This window comes from Trinickia sp. Z7 (assembly GCF_056498045.1).
Genome location: NZ_JAUEQW010000008.1, coordinates 82054 through 98782 on the forward strand (window position 1 = coordinate 82054; position 16729 = coordinate 98782).

A 16729-nucleotide genomic window follows, 5' to 3' on the forward strand; every position below is an offset into this window, starting at 1 on the left:
TTCTTTCACACGACTTTCATCCGCATTCCGAATATCTCGTCACACTACCGGTAGCCACTGCCGGCAAATGTAGGATGGCGCACTCACGGCGCCCCTCCGTTGATATGCGTCAACGCCGCGCGAATGCGGCATCTATGCGGGCTGCAACACATTCCCGAAAGCAATTCCCCGCAGTTTTCTCCTCTCTACTTCGGCCTACGAATTCCGACGCGCTAAATTGGCGATGCCTCGAAGGGCGCACCCGCCCATCGGGAGCAGTTCAAGCCAATATCACACACGCAAAAGGAACAACATGCGATTCGAAGTCAGCTCTGGATGCCGGCCTTTTCACGAGGCAGGCGAATTTAGCCAACTCATGGCCTACTACGAGGAAGACCGCCACGTCATGTGGATGATGCTGCGCTCGGCGCCGAGACCCTGCTTCAACCAGCAGTTGGTCACCGACATCATTCGTTTGGCGCGCGCCGCCCGCGAGTCCGGACTCCGGTTCGATTTTTGGGTCACGGGCTCACTCGTTCCAGAGATTTTCAATGTCGGCGGCGATCTGAACTTTTTTGTCGACGTCATCCGCAAAGGAGAGCGCGACAAATTGATGGCCTATGCCCGGTCGTGCATCGACGGCGTTTGGGAGATTTACAACGGCTTCGGCACCGACGCGATCAGCATTGCAATGGTCGAAGGCAGCGCCCTGGGCGGCGGCTTCGAAGCCGCACTGGCGCATCATTACGTGCTCGCGCAAAAGGGAACGAAACTCGGGTTTCCCGAAATTGCATTCAACCTATTTCCAGGAATGGGAGGCTATTCGCTCGTGGCACGCAAGTCGAACATGCGCGTGGCGGAAACGTTGATCAGTACCGGTGAATCGCGGTTCGCGGAATGGCATGCCGAACAAGGGCTCGTCGACGAAGTGTTCGAGCCGGGCCAGGCTTTGATGGCGACGAGAACCTTCATCGACGTCATGCGCCCCATGCTCAACGGCACGCGCGCGATGCTTCGCGCCCGTCAGCGCGTGCTGCCGCTCTCGCGCTCCGAACTCATGGACATCACCGAAGACTGGGTCAATTCGGCGTTCATGCTCGAGGAGAAAGACATCGGGTTCATGGAACGACTCGTCGTGCTGCAGAACCGGCGCGTATCCAAGCTCAAAGCCGTGCCCTGAGCCAGGACCCGCATCTGGGCGCCGCCACGCCGTTGGCAAGCTCAGGCGATGAGCCTGAGCTTCTTCTTGTCGTCCAGCCACGCCTCGAATGCCTGGGCCGCCATCGGCCGGGCATAGAAAAACCCTTGCGCGAAGTCAACGCCGATGTCCTTCAGGAACTGAACTTCGCGCTCCGTTTCGACGCCTTCGGCCACGACCGAGAAGCCGAACGCGCGCGCAAGGCTCAACACGGACCGCACGAGCGACTGCGCTTGGAAGTTTTGGTCGATGCCCGTGATGAAGCTGCGATCGAGTTTGATGATGTCGATCGGCAATCGCGTCAATTGCGATAGGGACGAATAGCCGGTGCCGAAATCGTCGAGCAAAATGCGCGCGCCCAACTGCTTGAACTGCCTCATGAGTTCGACAGCGGCCTTTTCGTCCTCGATGAAGCAGCTCTCCGTCAATTCGATGTCGATCAGCGTGCGGGCCGACTCACTTTGCTCGACCAGCTCGCGCAACTGGGTGACGATCGCAGCGTCGCGCAGCTGGCGTGCCGATACGTTCACGGAGATCCGGATATCGAGCCCGCTTTCGTGCCAACGCGCCGCCTGAGCGACCGCCTCCTGCATCAACCACCGGCCGATCGGAAGGATGAGGCCCGATTCCTCGGTGAAGCGAATGAACTCCCCGGGAGGCACCAGCCCGCGGCTCGTGGATTGCCAGCGCAACAAGGCTTCCACGCTGTGCAGACGCCCCGTGCGGAGGTTGACCAGGGGTTGGTAATGAAGGACGAACTGCTTCTCTTCAATCGCTCTTCTGAGTTCGGTATCGAGCCAAATGTATTTGGCGACCTTTTGATTCATCTCGGGCGCAAAGACGCAATAGGTATGCTTGCCCGCCTCCTTGGCCGCGTACATGGCCGTATCCGCGTGCGAGATCAGCGCTTCGAGCGTCTCGCCGTGCTCGGGGAACAGCGCGATGCCGATGGAGCAACTCGTGTAGACATCCATCAAATCCAAATGAACCGGCGTGCGCAGCCGGTCGATGATCGTTTCGGCGAGCGTCTGCAGCCCTTCCTGGGTGCAAGGATCGACGAGGATCAGGAATTCGTCTCCGCCTAGCCGCGCGATGGTCGCCCCTCGCGGCAAGCACTCGCTCACGATTTCGGACACGCGCTTGATCAACCGGTCGCCATTGACGTGCCCGAAGTGATCGTTGACACGCTTGAAGTTATCGAGGTCGAGGAAGACGATGCCCAGCACGCGGTCTTCGTCGTCGCGCGCCCGCTCGAGCGCGGCCTCGATCGTCGCGTTGATCGCGTAGCGATTCATGAGCCCCGTGAGCACGTCCTTCGACGCCAAGTCGTTCAAGCGGTTTCGCGCATCCCGCTCATCGGTGATATCCAAACCCGAGCAGATGATGAATTCTTCTTCGATCCCGCTGCCGCTATGAACGAACTTATTGCGGAACTGAAAGAGGCGCGGACCTTTAACCGTATTGATGACACGCTCGACCTCGAACGATTTTCCGCTCGCAAAGAATTGCGCGATGTTCGTACGGGATTGCCGGCCTTGGTCCGGGCTCATGAACATCTCGAATGCGCTTCTGCCGATGACATCGACTTCACGCATGCCCGTCACTTCCTCGCACATCCGATTGAAACGCTGCACGTTGCCGTTGCGATCCAGGATGACGACGAGCGAATTGACTTCCGACACGACTTGTTCGGCCGCGGCGAGCCCGGTGGAAAGCGCGCTCGCCACCGAAACCGTGTCCGAATAATCGGCGGCCGTACCGGCCCAGTCGGTCAAGTTGACCTTTTTTCCCACGAGATGGAGGGTCAACCCATGGCCGAACAGCGAAATCTCGAGCAGCAGGTGCGACGTGACGCCGGTCAGGCTACGAATCTGCGCGGCCTGCGCGTCGGTAAGGGCGACGCTGACATTGGTCAGGCCGCGCACGGCCGCCAGCTCCAACGCGTTGCTGTCGCTGCCTAGGCGCCAGCAAGGGCTTTTCGTTCCGAGAAGGACTTCCAGCACGGCGCAATCGTTTTCGTCGAAAAACATAGCTGGCCCCGTTGAACAAACGAATCATTCTACTGCCTACCGGCAGTCTCCAAAAGTACGAATTGCATTGCAATTTGGCGCTATTTCCATAAGCAAAGCGCCTTTGAGGCAATTATGCAAGCTTACTGATGCGACTGCAGTCGGCAAAGGCCTCATTTGCCGTAAGTTCTTGATAGCACAAATGACGGCAATGGGGGGATGTCTTCGCCGCGTACATCGCGGCATCGGCCTTTGCCAGCAAATCCTCCGCATGATCGCCGTCGGCCGGGAATTCGCTGATCCCCATGCTGGCGCCCACCTCCACGCGATGATGCGCGTCGAGCGTTACCGGTTCGTCGAGCGCGGCCTGGGCGCGACGCACGGTATGCGCGATTTCGTCGGGCGATCGAACGCCCGAGACGAGAATGACAAATTCGTCGCCGCCCAGCCGCGCCACGATACACGAATCGGGCAGCGCGTCGCGTAGCCGCTGCGCAACGACGGCGAGCGTGCGGTCGCCGGCCGAGTGCCCCAGCCGATCGTTGATTTGCTTGAAGCCGTCGAGGTCGATGAAGACCACGGCCAGGCGCCCTCCCGTGAGCCTCGCCTGCGCAATCGCCGTCTCGAGCTGCTCCGAGAACCGCATGCGGTTGGGCAGGCCCGTTAGGGTGTCGTGTCCGGCGAGGTGGGCCAATTCCCGTTGCTTGGCATGGAGCGTCTTCATCTGCGAGCGAATCTCCAAACGCATGCCCTCGAAGCAGCGCGCCAGCACGCCGATCTCATCGGAGCGCGAAACCGGCAGTCCCTCTGCGCCCGTGTCGTCGAAGATATGCGTCGCCGCTTGGGCGAGCACCCGCAGAGGCCGCGCCAGTGCGCGCGCGAACAAGATGGCCAGCACGATCGCAAAGGCGCTCCAGATCAACACCATGCGCACGATCTGGTGACCGAGTGTGTTGGCCGACGCCAACACCGTCGTTAGCGAGCGGCCCAGACCGAGCACGATGAAACGATTGCCGTCGACGAGCCCGAATGGCGAACGCACGAACGCGAGTGCCTGCGCCGGCATGCGGCCGGCCGGCGAAGCAGCGTTGAATGTTACGTCGGGCGCGCCGCCGCTGAACAGGGAGGCGGTCGCGGGGAAGCTCGCTTGCATCAGCACGCGCCGCCCGCGTTCGAACCCGAAAGTCTGACTCGGATCCGGGTGAATCAGGAAATCGCCCCATTCGTTCGCCAGGTAGATTTCATAACCGCTACGCAAATCGTTGCCGAGCCGCTGAAATACCTGGGCCAAATCGACGTCGATGACGAGCACGCCCACCGTGCTGCCATCCACGTCGACGATAGGTGCGCCGACCGTCATGGCCGGCTTGCCGCCCGCGTTCGAACCGGCTCGGGGCGTGAGCCCGATCGGCGAAAGATAGACGTGCCCCGCCATCGTCCCGAGCGTGTCGAACACATACGGAAATTGGCCTTTCTCGCGAAGCTCGCTCTCGCCCGCGACGGCGATGCCCTGCGCCGCTCGCTCCACACGAATCCGCTCGAGCCCGTGGAGGCTGCGTGTAATGAGGCGTATCTGCAGGTATTCGGGGTGATGCGTCATGAACTGCGTAAACACCTGCTCGATTCTGGCGCGGCCGGCACGCGACGTTTCTTCGCCGCGTGCAACCGCGACCGACGACGGCAACGTCGACAAAACGAGGACGTCGTCCGCCACATCGCCCAGCGCGACCGTAAAGCGTTGTGCCAGAAACTGCGTGGAGGTGAGCAAACTGCGCTCGGCTTCTTGCATCAGCATGGCGCGATTGGCGCGATAGCTGTAATAGCCGGTCGCACCGGATGCCGCGACACCGATGCAGACGAGCAAAATCGATAGCCTGGACGTCAAACCGAGCTTGATCATTTTGGAAAGCTCCCAAGCCGCTCGCCTGCCTGGATCCGCTGCCACAGCGTTTCACGCTGCGCGATGCTCTCCACGCGCGCGATCCAGACGAGCCGCTGCCCCAGTAGGGATTCCTCGCCGGGCGAAGCTGTCACGGTATTGGCGAGCCCCTGCCGCTCGGTGAGCTGCGCCGCGATCTGCGGTTCGAGCATGTAGTCGATCCACGCATGGGCAAGCTCGCGGTTGCCCGCGCCACTCGTCACCGCCCAGCAATCGAGCCACGCCAGCGCGCCCTCGTCCGGAATCACGTAACCCACGTCGACGCCGGCCCGACGCAACAGCGCCACTTGCTGCGTGCCGTAATTGCCGAACATCAAGGCCGCATGGTGCTGCACGAACAGCGCGGTCGCTTCCTCGGGAAGCGTGTAATACGTGAGCAGGTTTTGCCGCAGGCGCACGAGCTCGCGCGCGACGGTTCGCATTTGCGCGGGCGATAACTGGAAGGGATCGCGATAGCCGAGCGCCAGCGCGGCAAAAGAAAAGTTGTGCTGGGCGCTGTTGAAGTCGAGCACCTTGCCGCGGTAGAGCGGGTCCCAGAGCGCGCGCATCGAGTGCGGCGCAACCGCGATCTGTTTGCGGTCGTAGATGAGCCCCATCGACGAATAGGTGAATGGAATCGCAACTGCATTTCCGCCGCCCATGAGGCCGCCGATCGCTTCGAGCTTCTGGAAATACGGGCGCTGGCGCCGGCGGTTGGGTATCAGAGAAAGATCGAGCGGCGCCAGCAACCCGGCGCGCGCATAGCGTTGGATTTCCGCGGTATTGGCCGCGAGGACGTCGAACGACGGCAGCGCGGCGCTATGCATGCGGGTCCATAGCGCCTCGTCGGAATCGACGAAGGTCACCTCGACCTTGGCGTGGAAACGCTTCTCGAATGCGGCGACCCAATCGTCGTCGGCATAGCCCGGCCAAGCCAGCACGCGCAATACGGCCTTACGAGGGACGCCGGAATCGGCCAGCGTGCCGCCCCATGAAACACAAAGCAAGACGATGACGATCGCGAATGGCGTGACCATTCGGCCTGCGAGAAAGCGGGCAGCCCATCCCCGTATGAATCGGAGAACGACCATGATCATGTCGCCTCACGTGTGACACATTTTTGAATGTTTTGAATGTTGCGGGCCGGCCCGGCAAGCAATGCGAGCCTTCATCAGGAAAGGAAGGGCATGCCGCGCAACATGCACGCGCCAATATGCCAGTTCCGGGAGAACCACGCAATACGACTATCCGGAAGTGCGACGTCGCACCCGAACGATGCAGGCCACCGCGCTTCGATAGCGCAGCAATGGCACCGCGTAAGTGCGCTCAGACGCGCTCGAGCACCACGGCGATGCCTTGCCCCACGCCGATGCACATGGTGCAAAGCGCGTAGCGGCCGCCGCTGCGCGCGAGTTGATACGCGGCCGTGGTGGCGAGCCGCGCCCCCGATGCCCCTAGCGGGTGGCCGAGCGCGATCGCTCCGCCGTTCGGATTGACACGCGCATCGTCGTCGCTTATCCCGAGCGTTCGCGTCACGGCCAGCGCTTGCGCAGCAAACGCTTCATTCAATTCGATGACATCCATCTGCTCGAGACGCAAATCAGCGACGCGCAAGACTTTGCGCACCGCCTCGATCGGCCCGACGCCCATCACGCGCGGCGCGACGCCCGCGCTCGCCATGGCGACCACCCGCGCGCGCGGACGCAAGCCAAAGCGCGCAGCCATGGCTTCGTTCGCCAACAACAACGCACAAGCGCCATCGTTCACACCCGATGCGTTGCCGGCCGTCACCGTGCCGTCGGGACGCACGACCCCCTTGAGCTTGGCGAGCGCCTCGAGCGTCGTTGCGCGCGGATGTTCGTCCTTCGTCACGACGATCGGATCGCCCTTCTTTTGAGCGACCTGCACCGCGACGATTTCCTCGGCGAAACGCCCGCTTTCTTGTGCGGCGGCCGCGCGCTGTTGGCTACGCAATGCAAATGCGTCTTGATCCTCGCGGCCGACGTCGAATTCCTGCGCTACGTTTTCGGCGGTTTCGGGCATCGAATCCACGCCGTACATGGCCCGCATCGCCGGATTGACGAAGCGCCAGCCGATCGTCGTGTCTTCGATCTTGGCAGCGCGGCTGAACGCGCTCTCGGCTTTGGCCATGACGAACGGGGCGCGGCTCATGCTCTCGACGCCACCGGCAATCATCAGCCCGGTCTCGCCGCTCTTGATCGCGCGCGCCGCAATCGCCAGTGCATCGAGCCCGGAGCCGCAAAGCCGATTGACGGTGCTGCCCGGCACGCCAATGGGCAAGCCGGCGAGCAAACTCGCCATTCGCGCCACGTTGCGATTGTCTTCACCGGCTTGATTGGCGCAGCCGAGAATGACATCGTCGATCACATTCCAATCCACCGCCCGATTGCGCTCGATCAACGCCTTGATCGGCGCCGCGGCGAGATCGTCGGCGCGCACCGTCGAAAGCGCACCGCCGTAACGACCGATGGGCGTCCTAATTGCATCGCAGATAAAAGCGTGTTCCATCGAAGATCCTTGCCATGGGGGGCGCGACTGCAGCGCGCGGGGAGTCGAATAGGCAATGACAGAGGGCATCGAGCGGCCCGGGTACGGCGATCGGCCGTGCGGCCGCATGAGCCGGTTCTTGGCCTGCCCTGCGCAGTCAATCTTGGCGATGGATATTTCAAGCGTCAAGTGCGATTATCAAAAATGTGTGCGATTATCGAACCTCCTGCAGCCAATGCGTGAAATGCCATGAAACGAACGAGCCGTCGTCCCGACACGGAAACATCGGAAGAAAGCATCGAGCACATCGACAGCGGCGAAACATCGGCCGCCGCGCCGGCGGGCGATCCGAACTTCATGACCTCGCTCGAACGAGGCTTGGCCGTGCTGCAAGCCTTTTCGCAAGAGCGTCGCGTGTTGACGACCTCGCAGATCAGCCAGCGCACCGGCATTCCGCGCGCCGCCGTGAGGCGTTGTCTCTATACCCTCGCCAAGCTCGGCTTCGTGACCGAGGAAGACAACCGATTGTTCTCGCTGCGTCCTCGCGTGCTCAAGCTCGGTCACGCCTACCTCGCGACCACCCCGCTCGCGCACGCGGCTCAACCCGTGCTGCGCCATATCAGCAGCACGCTCAACGAATCGAGTTCGGTGGCGATACTCGATGGGGACGAGATCCTCTATATTGCCCGGGCATCGACTTCGCGCATCATGTCGATCGATCTCCATATCGGCAGCCGCCTGCCTGCGTATTGCACCTCGATGGGACGCGTGCTGCTGGCGCAATTGAGCCCCGATGCACTGAACGCTTACCTCGATCGCACGAAGCGCATTCAATACACGCCTCGCACGATCGTGTCCCGCGACGGTTTGATCAGCACGCTCGAATCCGTGCGTAGCAACGGCTACGCGCTCGTCGATCAAGAACTGGAGATCGGGCTACGCTCGATCGCGGTGCCCGTCAATGGCCCAGACGGGCACGCCACTGCAGCGCTCAATGTCGGCGTGCAAGCGGCGCGCATCTCGGTTGCGGAAATGGAAAGCCGGATTCTGCCGGCCTTGCTCGAAGGTGCGCAGGAACTCGCGCTGCTGTCGCTTTGACTAGGCGAGAAAATCCAACACGGCCGCGGTGAATGCCTCGGCCGCCTCGACATTCGATAGGTGCGACGCGTCCAACACCGCCATGCGCGCGCGCGATACACGTTCGGCCACGAACCGAGCATCGTCCACGGTGGTCACGGGGTCGTGCCGGCCCGCAATGACGAGCGTCGGCGCTTGGATTACGTCGATTTCCTCGCGCAGATCGGCCACGGACAATGCATCGCAACACGCCGCGTATCCCTCCCGCGGCGATGCGCGCAATTGCTCCGTCAGGCGGCGCACCGTTTCCGGCTGGCGCTCGATGAAATTCGCGGTAAACCATCGCCCCGCCGCACCGTCCGCCACTTCGGCCATGCCGCGCTCGCGCACGAGATCTGCGCGCTGCGTCCATCCCGCGCATGTTCCAATGCGCGCGGCGGTGTTGGCGACGATCAGCTTATCGATACGTGCGCCGGCATGCACGCCAAGCCACTGCCCCGTCAAACCGCCCATCGAAATCCCGCAGAAATGCGCGCGTTCGATGTCCAAGGCGTCGAGTACGGAGAGCACGTCGCGACCGATCATGTCGATGGTATACGCGCCGGGTGGCGCGATCGAGCGCCCATGTCCGCGCGGATCGTATCGCACGACGCGGTAGCGCTGGGCGAACGCATCGAGTTGCGGCCCCCACATGTCGAGGGTCGTGCCGAGCGAATTCGACAGCACGAGCGCGGGCGCGTCAGTCGGGCCCGCGCTCGTATAAGCGATGCCGTTGGTATGCTGAACGCTGGTTTCAATCATGCCGAACCTTATCGATCAAGACCGCGAAAGCGGCACGGGCGTCACTTCCTGCAAAGCGTCGAAACCGAGCCCTTCGACGATATCGATGACTACGAGCCCGTGCGCGGTCACATCGATCACAGCCAAATCCGTGTAGATGCGATCGACGCACGCGATGCCCGTCAACGGATAACTGCACTGCGCCACGAGCTTGCACTCGCCCGCCTTCGTCAGGTGGTCCATCATGACGAACACTTGCTTGGCGCCGATCGCGAGATCCATCGCGCCCCCCACGGCGGGAATCGCATCGGCCGCGCCCGTATGCCAGTTCGCCAAGTCGCCCGTTCTCGAAACCTGAAACGCCCCGAGCACACAGATGTCGAGATGGCCGCCGCGCATCATCGCGAAGGAATCGCCGTGATGGAAGAACGCCCCGCCCTCGAGCAACGTCACGGGCTCTTTCCCGGCATTGATCAATTCAGGGTCTTCCTCGCCCGGGACGGGCGCGGGTCCCATGCCGAGCAATCCGTTTTCGCTATGCAGGAAGATTTCCCGCTCGGCCGGCAGGTAATTGGCCACCTTCGTCGGCAAGCCGATGCCGAGATTGACGTACGCCCCTTCCGGGATATCGCGGGCGACCCGTTGGGCGATTTGATCGCGTGTCCACTTGTTCATCGAAAGGTCCTCATGCTGCGCGCGCAATCGCTTGCGGCACCGCAACGACACGCTGCGTAAAAATGCCCGGCGTGACGATGGCTTCGGGATCGAGTGCGCCGAGCGGAACGATTTCCGACACCTGAGCGATCGTGGTCGTCGCGGCCAATGCCATGATCGGCCCGAAATTGCGCGCCGCCTTGCGGTAAACCAGATTGCCCCAACGATCGCCGCGATGCGCCTTGATCAGTGCGAATTCGGCTTTGATGGGGTACTCGAGCACGTAAGGCTTGCCGTCGATCACGCGCGTTTCCTTGCCTTCGGCCAAGCGCGTGCCGTAGCCGGTCGGCGTGAAAACCGCGCCAAGCCCAGCGCCCGCCGCTTGTATCCGCAGCGCGAGATTGCCCTGCGGCACGAGCTCGAGCTCGATTTGCCCGGCGCGAAACAAGGTGTCGAATACCTGCGAATCCGCTTGACGGGGAAACGAGCAAATGATCTTGCGCACCCGCCGCGCCTTGAGCAGCGCGGCAAGACCGATCTCGCCATTGCCGGCGTTGTTGTTGACGATGGTGAGTTCGCGCGCGCCTTGTTCGATCAGCGCATCGATCAACTCGGCCGGTTGCCCGGCGGAACCGAAGCCGCCGATCATGACGGTGGCACCGTCGGTGATACCGGCCACAGCCGCTTCTAGCGAGGAAATTGTCTTATCGATCATCGATGTATGCGCCGACGGCAGCGCCTCCGTCCTTCAAGTTGACGACCAATTTAGAGGGCCGCCGTAGCGCAGTCAACGGCGATTATCGAAAAACAGTGCGGTTATCGCACAGCATCCGATCAACCGGGGAACGCTTAGATGTCGAAAAACACCGTTTCGCGTCCACCGTCGGGCGTGTCCTGCAGGCGAATATCGAGCGAGTACACGATTGCGCCTTCTCGCTCGCTGCGTTGCGCGATCAGTGTCTGGCGTCGCACCGCCCATTCGATGCCGGTCAGCACGGGATCGTTTTGGTTCGCCTCGGCCTCGTCGCCGAAATACAGGCGCGTGTGGAGCCCGGCGTTGATACCTCGCGCGAACAGCACCAAACATACATGCGGCGCTTGCAGCGCACCGCCAGCGCCGATAGCGCGCCCGGGCTTGATCGTCTCGAACCGGAATACGCCCGTGTCGAAGTTGGCGCACGCCCGCCCCCACCCGCGGAACGCTGGATCGAGCGGCAGGTCCTGGTGATCGCCCGGATGCGCATACTTGCCATCGGCATTTGCTTGCCAGATTTCGACCAGCACGTCGCGCACGAGCGAGCCCGACCCATCGAATACGCGGCCTTCGATCGCGATGCGCTCGCCACGCGTCTGGGGCGAAACGAGCACGGGGCCGAAATTGTTTTCGAAGATGTCGAAACCGGCCTGCTTAGGCGCGAGCCCGATATGAACGTATGGGCCGGCCGTTTGCGAAGCCGTTTCGGGAATGCGAACCGGAGCGAACGAAGCCGACGGCGAAATCGGAGAAAACGTGAAGCGGCTCATGACTTCTTTTCCTCTTTCTGTTTCTCGGCCTCGAAGTAGGTCATACGCCGGCCGCGCAACGTGATGTCGAAGCGATAGCAGCGGCTATCGAGCGCAATGTTGTTGCCGGTGTCCTGCAGCGCGATCAAGCCGCGCACTTGCTCCTCGCTCGGGATCGTCTTGATGATCGGACACTGCGCGATGAGCGGATCGCCTTCGAAGTACATTTGCGTGATGAGACGCTGCGCCCAGCCGTCGCCGTTCAACGAGTAGTGAATATGCGAGGGCCGCCAATCGTTGATGCGATTGCGCCATGGATACGGGCCCGGTTTGATCGTGCGATAGGCGTAATAGCCGTTTTCGTCGGTGAGCATGCGCCCGCAGCCGCCGAAGTTCGGATCGACGGGCGCCAAGTATTTGTCGTTGCGATGCCGATAACGGCCGCCGGCATTGGCTTGCCACACTTCCACCAAAGCGTTCGGCACGGGACGGCCGAACTCGTCGCGCACGAAGCCGTGCACGACGATGCGCTCGCCGATCGGCAATCCCGTTTTGGCGAAGTTCAGGATCAAGTCGTTGTCGAGGGGACCGAGCTCGTCGGCGACGAACACGGGACCGGTCCGCTCCGATACCGTGTTGAGCGTTGAAATCAACGCATTGCGCGGCGAACGCAGCACGCTCGTCTTGTACTCCGGCGTATGGGCCAGAGGATGCACGGCGGTGTCGCGCTGGACGAAATCGCCATAAACGCGGCCTGCAACGGCCGTCGGCAGATCTGACATGGTTATCGCTCTCCTCCGGGTAAGCACGCCCCGCCGGTGCTGCAACGGGGCCGCGATGGTCGACGCCCACTCTAGGGCGCATGCCTGGGCGCGTAAATTGACTTCTGTTCCGCCAATCCATAACCTGCGGTAATGGAAACCAAAATCAGCTTTCGCCATGTCAGTTGTTTCCTCGCGATCGCTCGCGAGCGCCATCTCGGCCGCGCCGCCGAGCGTTTGAACCTGACTCAGCCCGCCGTTTCCAAAACGTTGGCCGAACTCGAATCGCTCGCGAACATCCACCTCGTCGAGCGCGGCAGACACGGTGCGCGTCTGACGCCGGCCGGCGAGCACTTTCTGCGCTATGCCGTCGGCGTCGAGCAAGCGATGGAGTCGGCCGCGGGCGCCTTGCAGGGTCCCGTTACGCCGCCCGTTACGATCCTCGAACTCGGCGCTTTGCCGACCGTCGCGAGCGGGATCGTGCCCAACGCGCTGCTGCGCCTGCGCGAGCGCCATCCGCAAACGGGCGTGCGGCTTCATACCGCGACCAACGACGTGCTGCTGTCGGCGCTCAAAGCGGGCCGGCTCGATTGTGCGATCGGCCGCATGGCGGAACCGTCGATGATGCAGGGCATCTCGTTCGAGTTGCTGTATGCCGAGCCCCTCGTGATGGCCGTGCATCCACGCCATCCGTTGTTGAGCGCGGGCCACGTCTCACCCCAATCGGTGCTGGCCTATCCGCTCGTCGTCGCCCCGAGCGGCACGGTGCCGAGGCTGCACACCGACGCTTTCTTCGATGCGCACGCGTTGCACGTGCCGGGCAATTGCATCGAAACCCTCTCCGTCTCCGTCGCACGCCTGCTGGCTCGGCGCTCCGATGCGGTCTGGATTACGCCCGAGTTCGCGGCGCGCGACGATCTGGAGCGCAGCGACCTGGCCGCGCTGCCGCTCGCCGTCACCAACGCGGAAGAACCGGTGGGGCTCCTGCGTCGCAGCGCGGGCGAACCCGTCGAACTCGTCGAAACGCTCGCCGCCATTCTGCGCGACCTCACGCTCGCCAATGGCGCCCCAGGCCCAGCGCGTGCGCGTCGGCCGATACGCCGCGCGCCTGCAACGCGCGCGCGAAAACGATGAGGGCATGCATGGCGGTTGGGCTGGGCTTGACCATCGCTGTCCGCGAAGCTTAGGATCTAGTCATCCGTTCGATTTTCATCGGTTTGTTCGATTATCGAACAAACCGATTGAGCGATTCGGTCACCGAACGCATGACCGCTCGCGTGACACCCCTTTCCTCCTAGCTGAATCAATCGCGCACCATGTTCGAGTACCCGGGACGGCCCAACGACAGGCTCACCTCGACCGATGCGATGCTCGCCGTATTCGCCCCCGGCGCCACCGTGCAGCGAATGCTCGATGTCGAAGCAGCGCTTGCGCGGGCACTGGCAAAGGCGGGGGTCATTCCCGCCGATGCTGTCGCGCCCATCGAAGCGGCCTGCCATGTCGACCTGATCGATGCCCGGGCACTGACCGAAGCGGCGGCAAGCGCGGGCAATCTCGCGATACCGCTGGTCAAGCAACTGACGACATGCGTGTCCAGCCGAGCCGCCGACGCGGCCAAATACGTGCATTGGGGCGCGACGAGCCAAGACATCATCGACACCGGCATGGTGCTTCAACTGCGCGATGCGCTCGAGCAGATCGAGTTCGGCGTGAGCCATCTTTGCGACGTCCTCGCACGGCAAGCCGCCGCGTTCCGCGATACGCCGATGATCGGACGCACTTGGCTGCAACAAGCGCTGCCGATCACGTTCGGGCTCAAGTTCGCGCAATGGCTCGATGCGCTCGAGCGGCACCGGGAACGGCTCGCGCAATCGCGCGCTCGTGCGCTCGCCTTGCAGTTCGGCGGCGCAGCCGGCACGCTCGCCAGCCTCGGCGCTGCTGCGCCGGCCGTCGCCCGAGCCTTGGCGCAAGAGCTCGCGCTGCCGTTGCCGAGCGTGCCGTGGCATACGCAACGCGACCGGATCGCGGAAGCGGCCACTGTGCTCGGCCTTCTCACCGGCACGCTCGGAAAAATCGCGCGTGACGTCTCGCTGCAGATGCAAACCGAGATCGGCGAACTGGCCGAGCCGCAGGCAGCGGGCAAAGGCGGATCCTCGACCATGCCGCACAAGCGCAACCCCGTCGGTTGCGCCGCCGCGCTGACCGCCGCCGCGCGCGTGCCGGGACTCGTCGCCACGATGCTCGGCGCCATGGTCCAAGAGCATGAACGCGCGCTGGGGGGTTGGCAGGCCGAATGGGAAACGCTGCCCGACATCGCAAGACTGTGCGCCGGCGCATTGGCCAACATCAGTGAGATCGTGGACGGGCTGGAAGTCGATGCGACACGGCTCGCCGCCAACCTAAACCTGACTCGCGGCCTCGTCCTCGCCGAAGCCGCGATGCTCGCCCTCGGCGCATCGCTTGGCCGCTTGCCGGCGCACGAGCTCGTCGAGCACGCGGCGCGCGAAGCCGTTCGCAGCGGACGCACGCTGCGGGAGGTCCTGGGCGAGCACCCGGACGTCACGCGTGTGCTCGACGAACATCAACTCGATGCGCTGTTCGACCCGGCCAATTACAGCGGGCAGGCGCGGCAATTCGTCGACGCCGTGCTCGAGCGGTATCGGGCCGCGCGTTGAATCCCTCTCGATCGAATCACTCTGCGAACCTCGATATGAATGACGAAGAACGTTATGAAGCGGGCTTGAAAATACGGCGCGCCGTCCTAGGCGAGGAGCACGTCGATCGCTCGCTGGCCAACCGCACCGCGTTGACGGAAGAGTTCCAAGACTTCATCACGCGGTACGCGTGGGGCGAGATTTGGACGCGCGAGGGATTGCCGCGGCACACGCGCAGCCTGTTGACGATCGCCATGATGGTCGCGCTCAATCGCGGCGAGGAATTGGCGTTGCACCTGCGCGCGGCCGCAAACAACGGCGTCACGCGTGACGAAATCAAAGAAGTGCTGCTGCAAACGGCCATCTATTGCGGTGTGCCCGCGGCCAATTCGGCATTTCATCTCGCCGGTCGGATCTTCCGCGAGCAAGACGCGCGGCCCTGAGCGAAGGAGGCCGCGCGACCGGCTGCCGCCCGAACGTTCAGCCTATCGTCAGAACAGCGTCGCAATCCCCACCATGCCGACGAATTGCGAATGCGTCGACGACGGCGTGGCGTTTTGCGAATCGCCCACCGCCGGCGCCGCATCGACGATGTTGCCGGCCCCCTTGCTACCGAGCGTCTGACCGCTCGCATGCTGGTAAGCCTGCAGCGCATAGAGCGTGGTCCGCTTGGACAGGTGATAGGCCTCCTTCAGCGAGTACTGCTGATAGCGCGCCGCATCGGCGATACCGTTCGCCTTCGACGCAGCCGTAAAGGCAAAGCCCGCCCCGACGTCGAAGGTCGGCGTGAACCGATAGCTCGCGAGCGCCGCGTAAGTATTGAACACCGCGGTCGACCCGAACAGCGATTGCGCGCCGGACCGATATTCGACGTTCGAATAGGAGAGCCCGAGCACGAGATTGCCGAGCGTATAGTTGCCGGCAGCCGCGACATGCTGGATCGTTTTTGCCGAAACATAGCCCGTGTTGAGCGCCGACACGCCGAAGCTACCCGTCGATGACGAGTCGAAGCCAGCCGTACGCTGCGCGTTGTCCATGCGCAGATAGCCGAACGCGAGCGAAAGCGGGCCGTTCAAATAACGCAGCGCGCCGCTGTAGGTCTGTCCTTTCCCGGTGCTGCCCGCGATCCCGCCGAATGCGTACATCGCACTCGCCTGCAAGCCGCCCCAGTTCGGCGACGTATAGACGAGCGAATTGTTGATCCGCACCGTCGTGTCGAGCCCGTCGATGTCGCCCGGGTGTGCGCCGGTTGCGCCCGTGAGCCATGAACTGCCCGTGAGCGGCCCGACGAACATGTAGTACGGCGTGTATTGACGTCCCGCGGTCAACGTGCCGGCGCGAACGTTTTGCAGCCCTAAGTATGCCTGGCGATTGAACATGAGCCCCGCAGAGGAAAGCGCCCCCGTGTTCAAATCGAAGCCGTTCTGCAGGTCGAAGATCGCGGTGGTGCCGCCGCCGAGGTCCTCCTTGCCTTGCAAGCCGAACTTCGAAGCGTAAAGATTGCCCTGACGAAGATAGACGTTCGAACTGCCTTTTTGATTGTTGACGTAGGTTACGGCGTCGTCTACCGCGCCATACAGCGTAACGCTGCTTTGCGCAAATGCCGGCGCGCAGGCGAGCGCCGCAACGGCGGCGGCCAAGCGGCTCATGGGAACACAGGTGGTTTTCATCGAACGACTTTCTCCATC

At 62.9% G+C, this 16729-nt stretch carries 15 protein-coding genes; 5 read left to right on the forward strand and 10 right to left on the reverse strand.

The window, feature by feature from the left end; genetic code table 11:
* The first annotated feature begins 292 nt into the window (after window positions 1-292).
* Entirely contained in the window at window positions 293-1159 is an 867-nt protein-coding gene (locus tag QQS38_RS15550) for a crotonase/enoyl-CoA hydratase family protein (RefSeq protein ID WP_479646268.1), read from the forward strand.
* 41 nt (window positions 1160-1200) lie between these two features.
* On the opposite strand, the gene pdeR is transcribed toward QQS38_RS15550, so the two are convergent.
* The 4 genes from pdeR to pcaF form a co-directional block, all read right to left on the reverse strand.
* A complete protein-coding gene (gene pdeR / locus QQS38_RS15555; RefSeq protein WP_479646269.1) occupies window positions 1201-3207 on the reverse strand; it encodes a cyclic di-GMP phosphodiesterase in 2007 nt (668 codons plus the stop codon).
* 112 nt (window positions 3208-3319) lie between these two features.
* Window positions 3320-5086, reverse strand: coding sequence for a diguanylate cyclase domain-containing protein (locus tag QQS38_RS15560; protein WP_479646270.1), 1767 nt, complete (start codon window positions 5084-5086; stop codon window positions 3320-3322).
* Window positions 5083-6201 carry an extracellular solute-binding protein gene (locus tag QQS38_RS15565; RefSeq protein WP_479646271.1) on the reverse strand — a complete coding sequence of 373 codons (1119 nt, stop codon included), beginning with the start codon at window positions 6199-6201 and terminating at the stop codon, window positions 5083-5085. The genes QQS38_RS15560 and QQS38_RS15565 overlap by 4 nt, the downstream gene beginning before the upstream one ends.
* A gap of 229 nt (window positions 6202-6430) precedes the next feature.
* Window positions 6431-7633: a 3-oxoadipyl-CoA thiolase gene (gene pcaF, locus QQS38_RS15570; RefSeq protein WP_479646272.1), complete on the reverse strand. Its 1203-nt coding sequence runs from the start codon at window positions 7631-7633 to the stop codon at window positions 6431-6433.
* Between the two features lie 228 nt (window positions 7634-7861).
* Between pcaF and QQS38_RS15575 the strand changes: the two genes are divergently transcribed.
* On the forward strand, window positions 7862-8710 hold the full coding sequence (locus tag QQS38_RS15575; protein ID WP_479646273.1) for an IclR family transcriptional regulator domain-containing protein: 849 nt from the start codon (window positions 7862-7864) through the stop codon (window positions 8708-8710).
* Here QQS38_RS15575 and pcaD read toward each other — a convergent pair whose 3' ends face one another.
* From pcaD to pcaH, 5 genes are all read right to left on the reverse strand, one after another.
* Window positions 8711-9490 carry a 3-oxoadipate enol-lactonase gene (gene pcaD / locus QQS38_RS15580; protein WP_479646274.1) on the reverse strand — a complete coding sequence of 260 codons (780 nt, stop codon included), beginning with the start codon at window positions 9488-9490 and terminating at the stop codon, window positions 8711-8713. It abuts the gene before it with no gap.
* 15 nt (window positions 9491-9505) lie between these two features.
* Window positions 9506-10144, reverse strand: a complete 639-nt coding sequence (locus tag QQS38_RS15585; RefSeq protein ID WP_479646275.1) for a 3-oxoacid CoA-transferase subunit B — start codon at window positions 10142-10144, stop codon at window positions 9506-9508.
* A gap of 10 nt (window positions 10145-10154) precedes the next feature.
* On the reverse strand, window positions 10155-10838 hold the full coding sequence (locus QQS38_RS15590; RefSeq protein ID WP_479646276.1) for a 3-oxoacid CoA-transferase subunit A: 684 nt from the start codon (window positions 10836-10838) through the stop codon (window positions 10155-10157).
* 134 nt (window positions 10839-10972) lie between these two features.
* Window positions 10973-11590 (reverse strand): protocatechuate 3,4-dioxygenase subunit alpha, encoded by a 618-nt coding sequence (gene pcaG / locus QQS38_RS15595; protein ID WP_479646417.1) that lies wholly within the window; start codon window positions 11588-11590, stop codon window positions 10973-10975.
* Between the two features lie 53 nt (window positions 11591-11643).
* Entirely contained in the window at window positions 11644-12408 is a 765-nt protein-coding gene (pcaH, locus tag QQS38_RS15600; RefSeq protein WP_479646277.1) for a protocatechuate 3,4-dioxygenase subunit beta, read from the reverse strand.
* 132 nt (window positions 12409-12540) lie between these two features.
* Here pcaH and QQS38_RS15605 point away from each other — a divergent pair, with 132 nt between their 5' ends.
* The 3 genes from QQS38_RS15605 to pcaC all read left to right on the forward strand — a co-directional run bounded on the left by QQS38_RS15605 (window position 12541) and on the right by pcaC (window position 15484).
* Window positions 12541-13521 (forward strand): LysR substrate-binding domain-containing protein, encoded by a 981-nt coding sequence (locus tag QQS38_RS15605; RefSeq protein ID WP_479646278.1) that lies wholly within the window; start codon window positions 12541-12543, stop codon window positions 13519-13521.
* A gap of 182 nt (window positions 13522-13703) precedes the next feature.
* Entirely contained in the window at window positions 13704-15062 is a 1359-nt protein-coding gene (locus tag QQS38_RS15610; RefSeq protein WP_479646279.1) for a 3-carboxy-cis,cis-muconate cycloisomerase, read from the forward strand.
* Window positions 15063-15097: 35 nt separating this feature from the next.
* Window positions 15098-15484 carry a 4-carboxymuconolactone decarboxylase gene (gene pcaC / locus QQS38_RS15615; protein WP_479646280.1) on the forward strand — a complete coding sequence of 129 codons (387 nt, stop codon included), beginning with the start codon at window positions 15098-15100 and terminating at the stop codon, window positions 15482-15484.
* Window positions 15485-15532: 48 nt separating this feature from the next.
* On the opposite strand, the gene QQS38_RS15620 is transcribed toward pcaC, so the two are convergent.
* The gene (locus QQS38_RS15620; protein ID WP_479646281.1) at window positions 15533-16711 is read right to left on the reverse strand and encodes a porin; all 1179 of its coding nucleotides are present in this window, start codon (window positions 16709-16711) and stop codon (window positions 15533-15535) included.
* Between the last annotated feature and the right edge of the window lie 18 nt (window positions 16712-16729).

Coding starts and splice junctions, on each gene's coding strand:
- QQS38_RS15610 (WP_479646279.1), top strand. CDS start 13,704: ATGTTCGAGTACCCGGGACGGCCCAACGACAGGCTCACCTCGACCGAT.
- pcaD (WP_479646274.1), bottom strand. CDS start 9,490: ATGATTGAAACCAGCGTTCAGCATACCAACGGCATCGCTTATACGAGC.
- pcaF (WP_479646272.1), bottom strand. CDS start 7,633: ATGGAACACGCTTTTATCTGCGATGCAATTAGGACGCCCATCGGTCGT.
- QQS38_RS15575 (WP_479646273.1), top strand. CDS start 7,862: ATGAAACGAACGAGCCGTCGTCCCGACACGGAAACATCGGAAGAAAGC.
- pdeR (WP_479646269.1), bottom strand. CDS start 3,207: ATGTTTTTCGACGAAAACGATTGCGCCGTGCTGGAAGTCCTTCTCGGA.
- QQS38_RS15605 (WP_479646278.1), top strand. CDS start 12,541: ATGGAAACCAAAATCAGCTTTCGCCATGTCAGTTGTTTCCTCGCGATC.
- QQS38_RS15565 (WP_479646271.1), bottom strand. CDS start 6,201: ATGATCATGGTCGTTCTCCGATTCATACGGGGATGGGCTGCCCGCTTT.
- pcaC (WP_479646280.1), top strand. CDS start 15,098: ATGAATGACGAAGAACGTTATGAAGCGGGCTTGAAAATACGGCGCGCC.
- QQS38_RS15585 (WP_479646275.1), bottom strand. CDS start 10,144: ATGAACAAGTGGACACGCGATCAAATCGCCCAACGGGTCGCCCGCGAT.
- QQS38_RS15620 (WP_479646281.1), bottom strand. CDS start 16,711: ATGAAAACCACCTGTGTTCCCATGAGCCGCTTGGCCGCCGCCGTTGCG.
- pcaH (WP_479646277.1), bottom strand. CDS start 12,408: ATGTCAGATCTGCCGACGGCCGTTGCAGGCCGCGTTTATGGCGATTTC.
- QQS38_RS15590 (WP_479646276.1), bottom strand. CDS start 10,838: ATGATCGATAAGACAATTTCCTCGCTAGAAGCGGCTGTGGCCGGTATC.
- QQS38_RS15550 (WP_479646268.1), top strand. CDS start 293: ATGCGATTCGAAGTCAGCTCTGGATGCCGGCCTTTTCACGAGGCAGGC.
- QQS38_RS15560 (WP_479646270.1), bottom strand. CDS start 5,086: ATGATCAAGCTCGGTTTGACGTCCAGGCTATCGATTTTGCTCGTCTGC.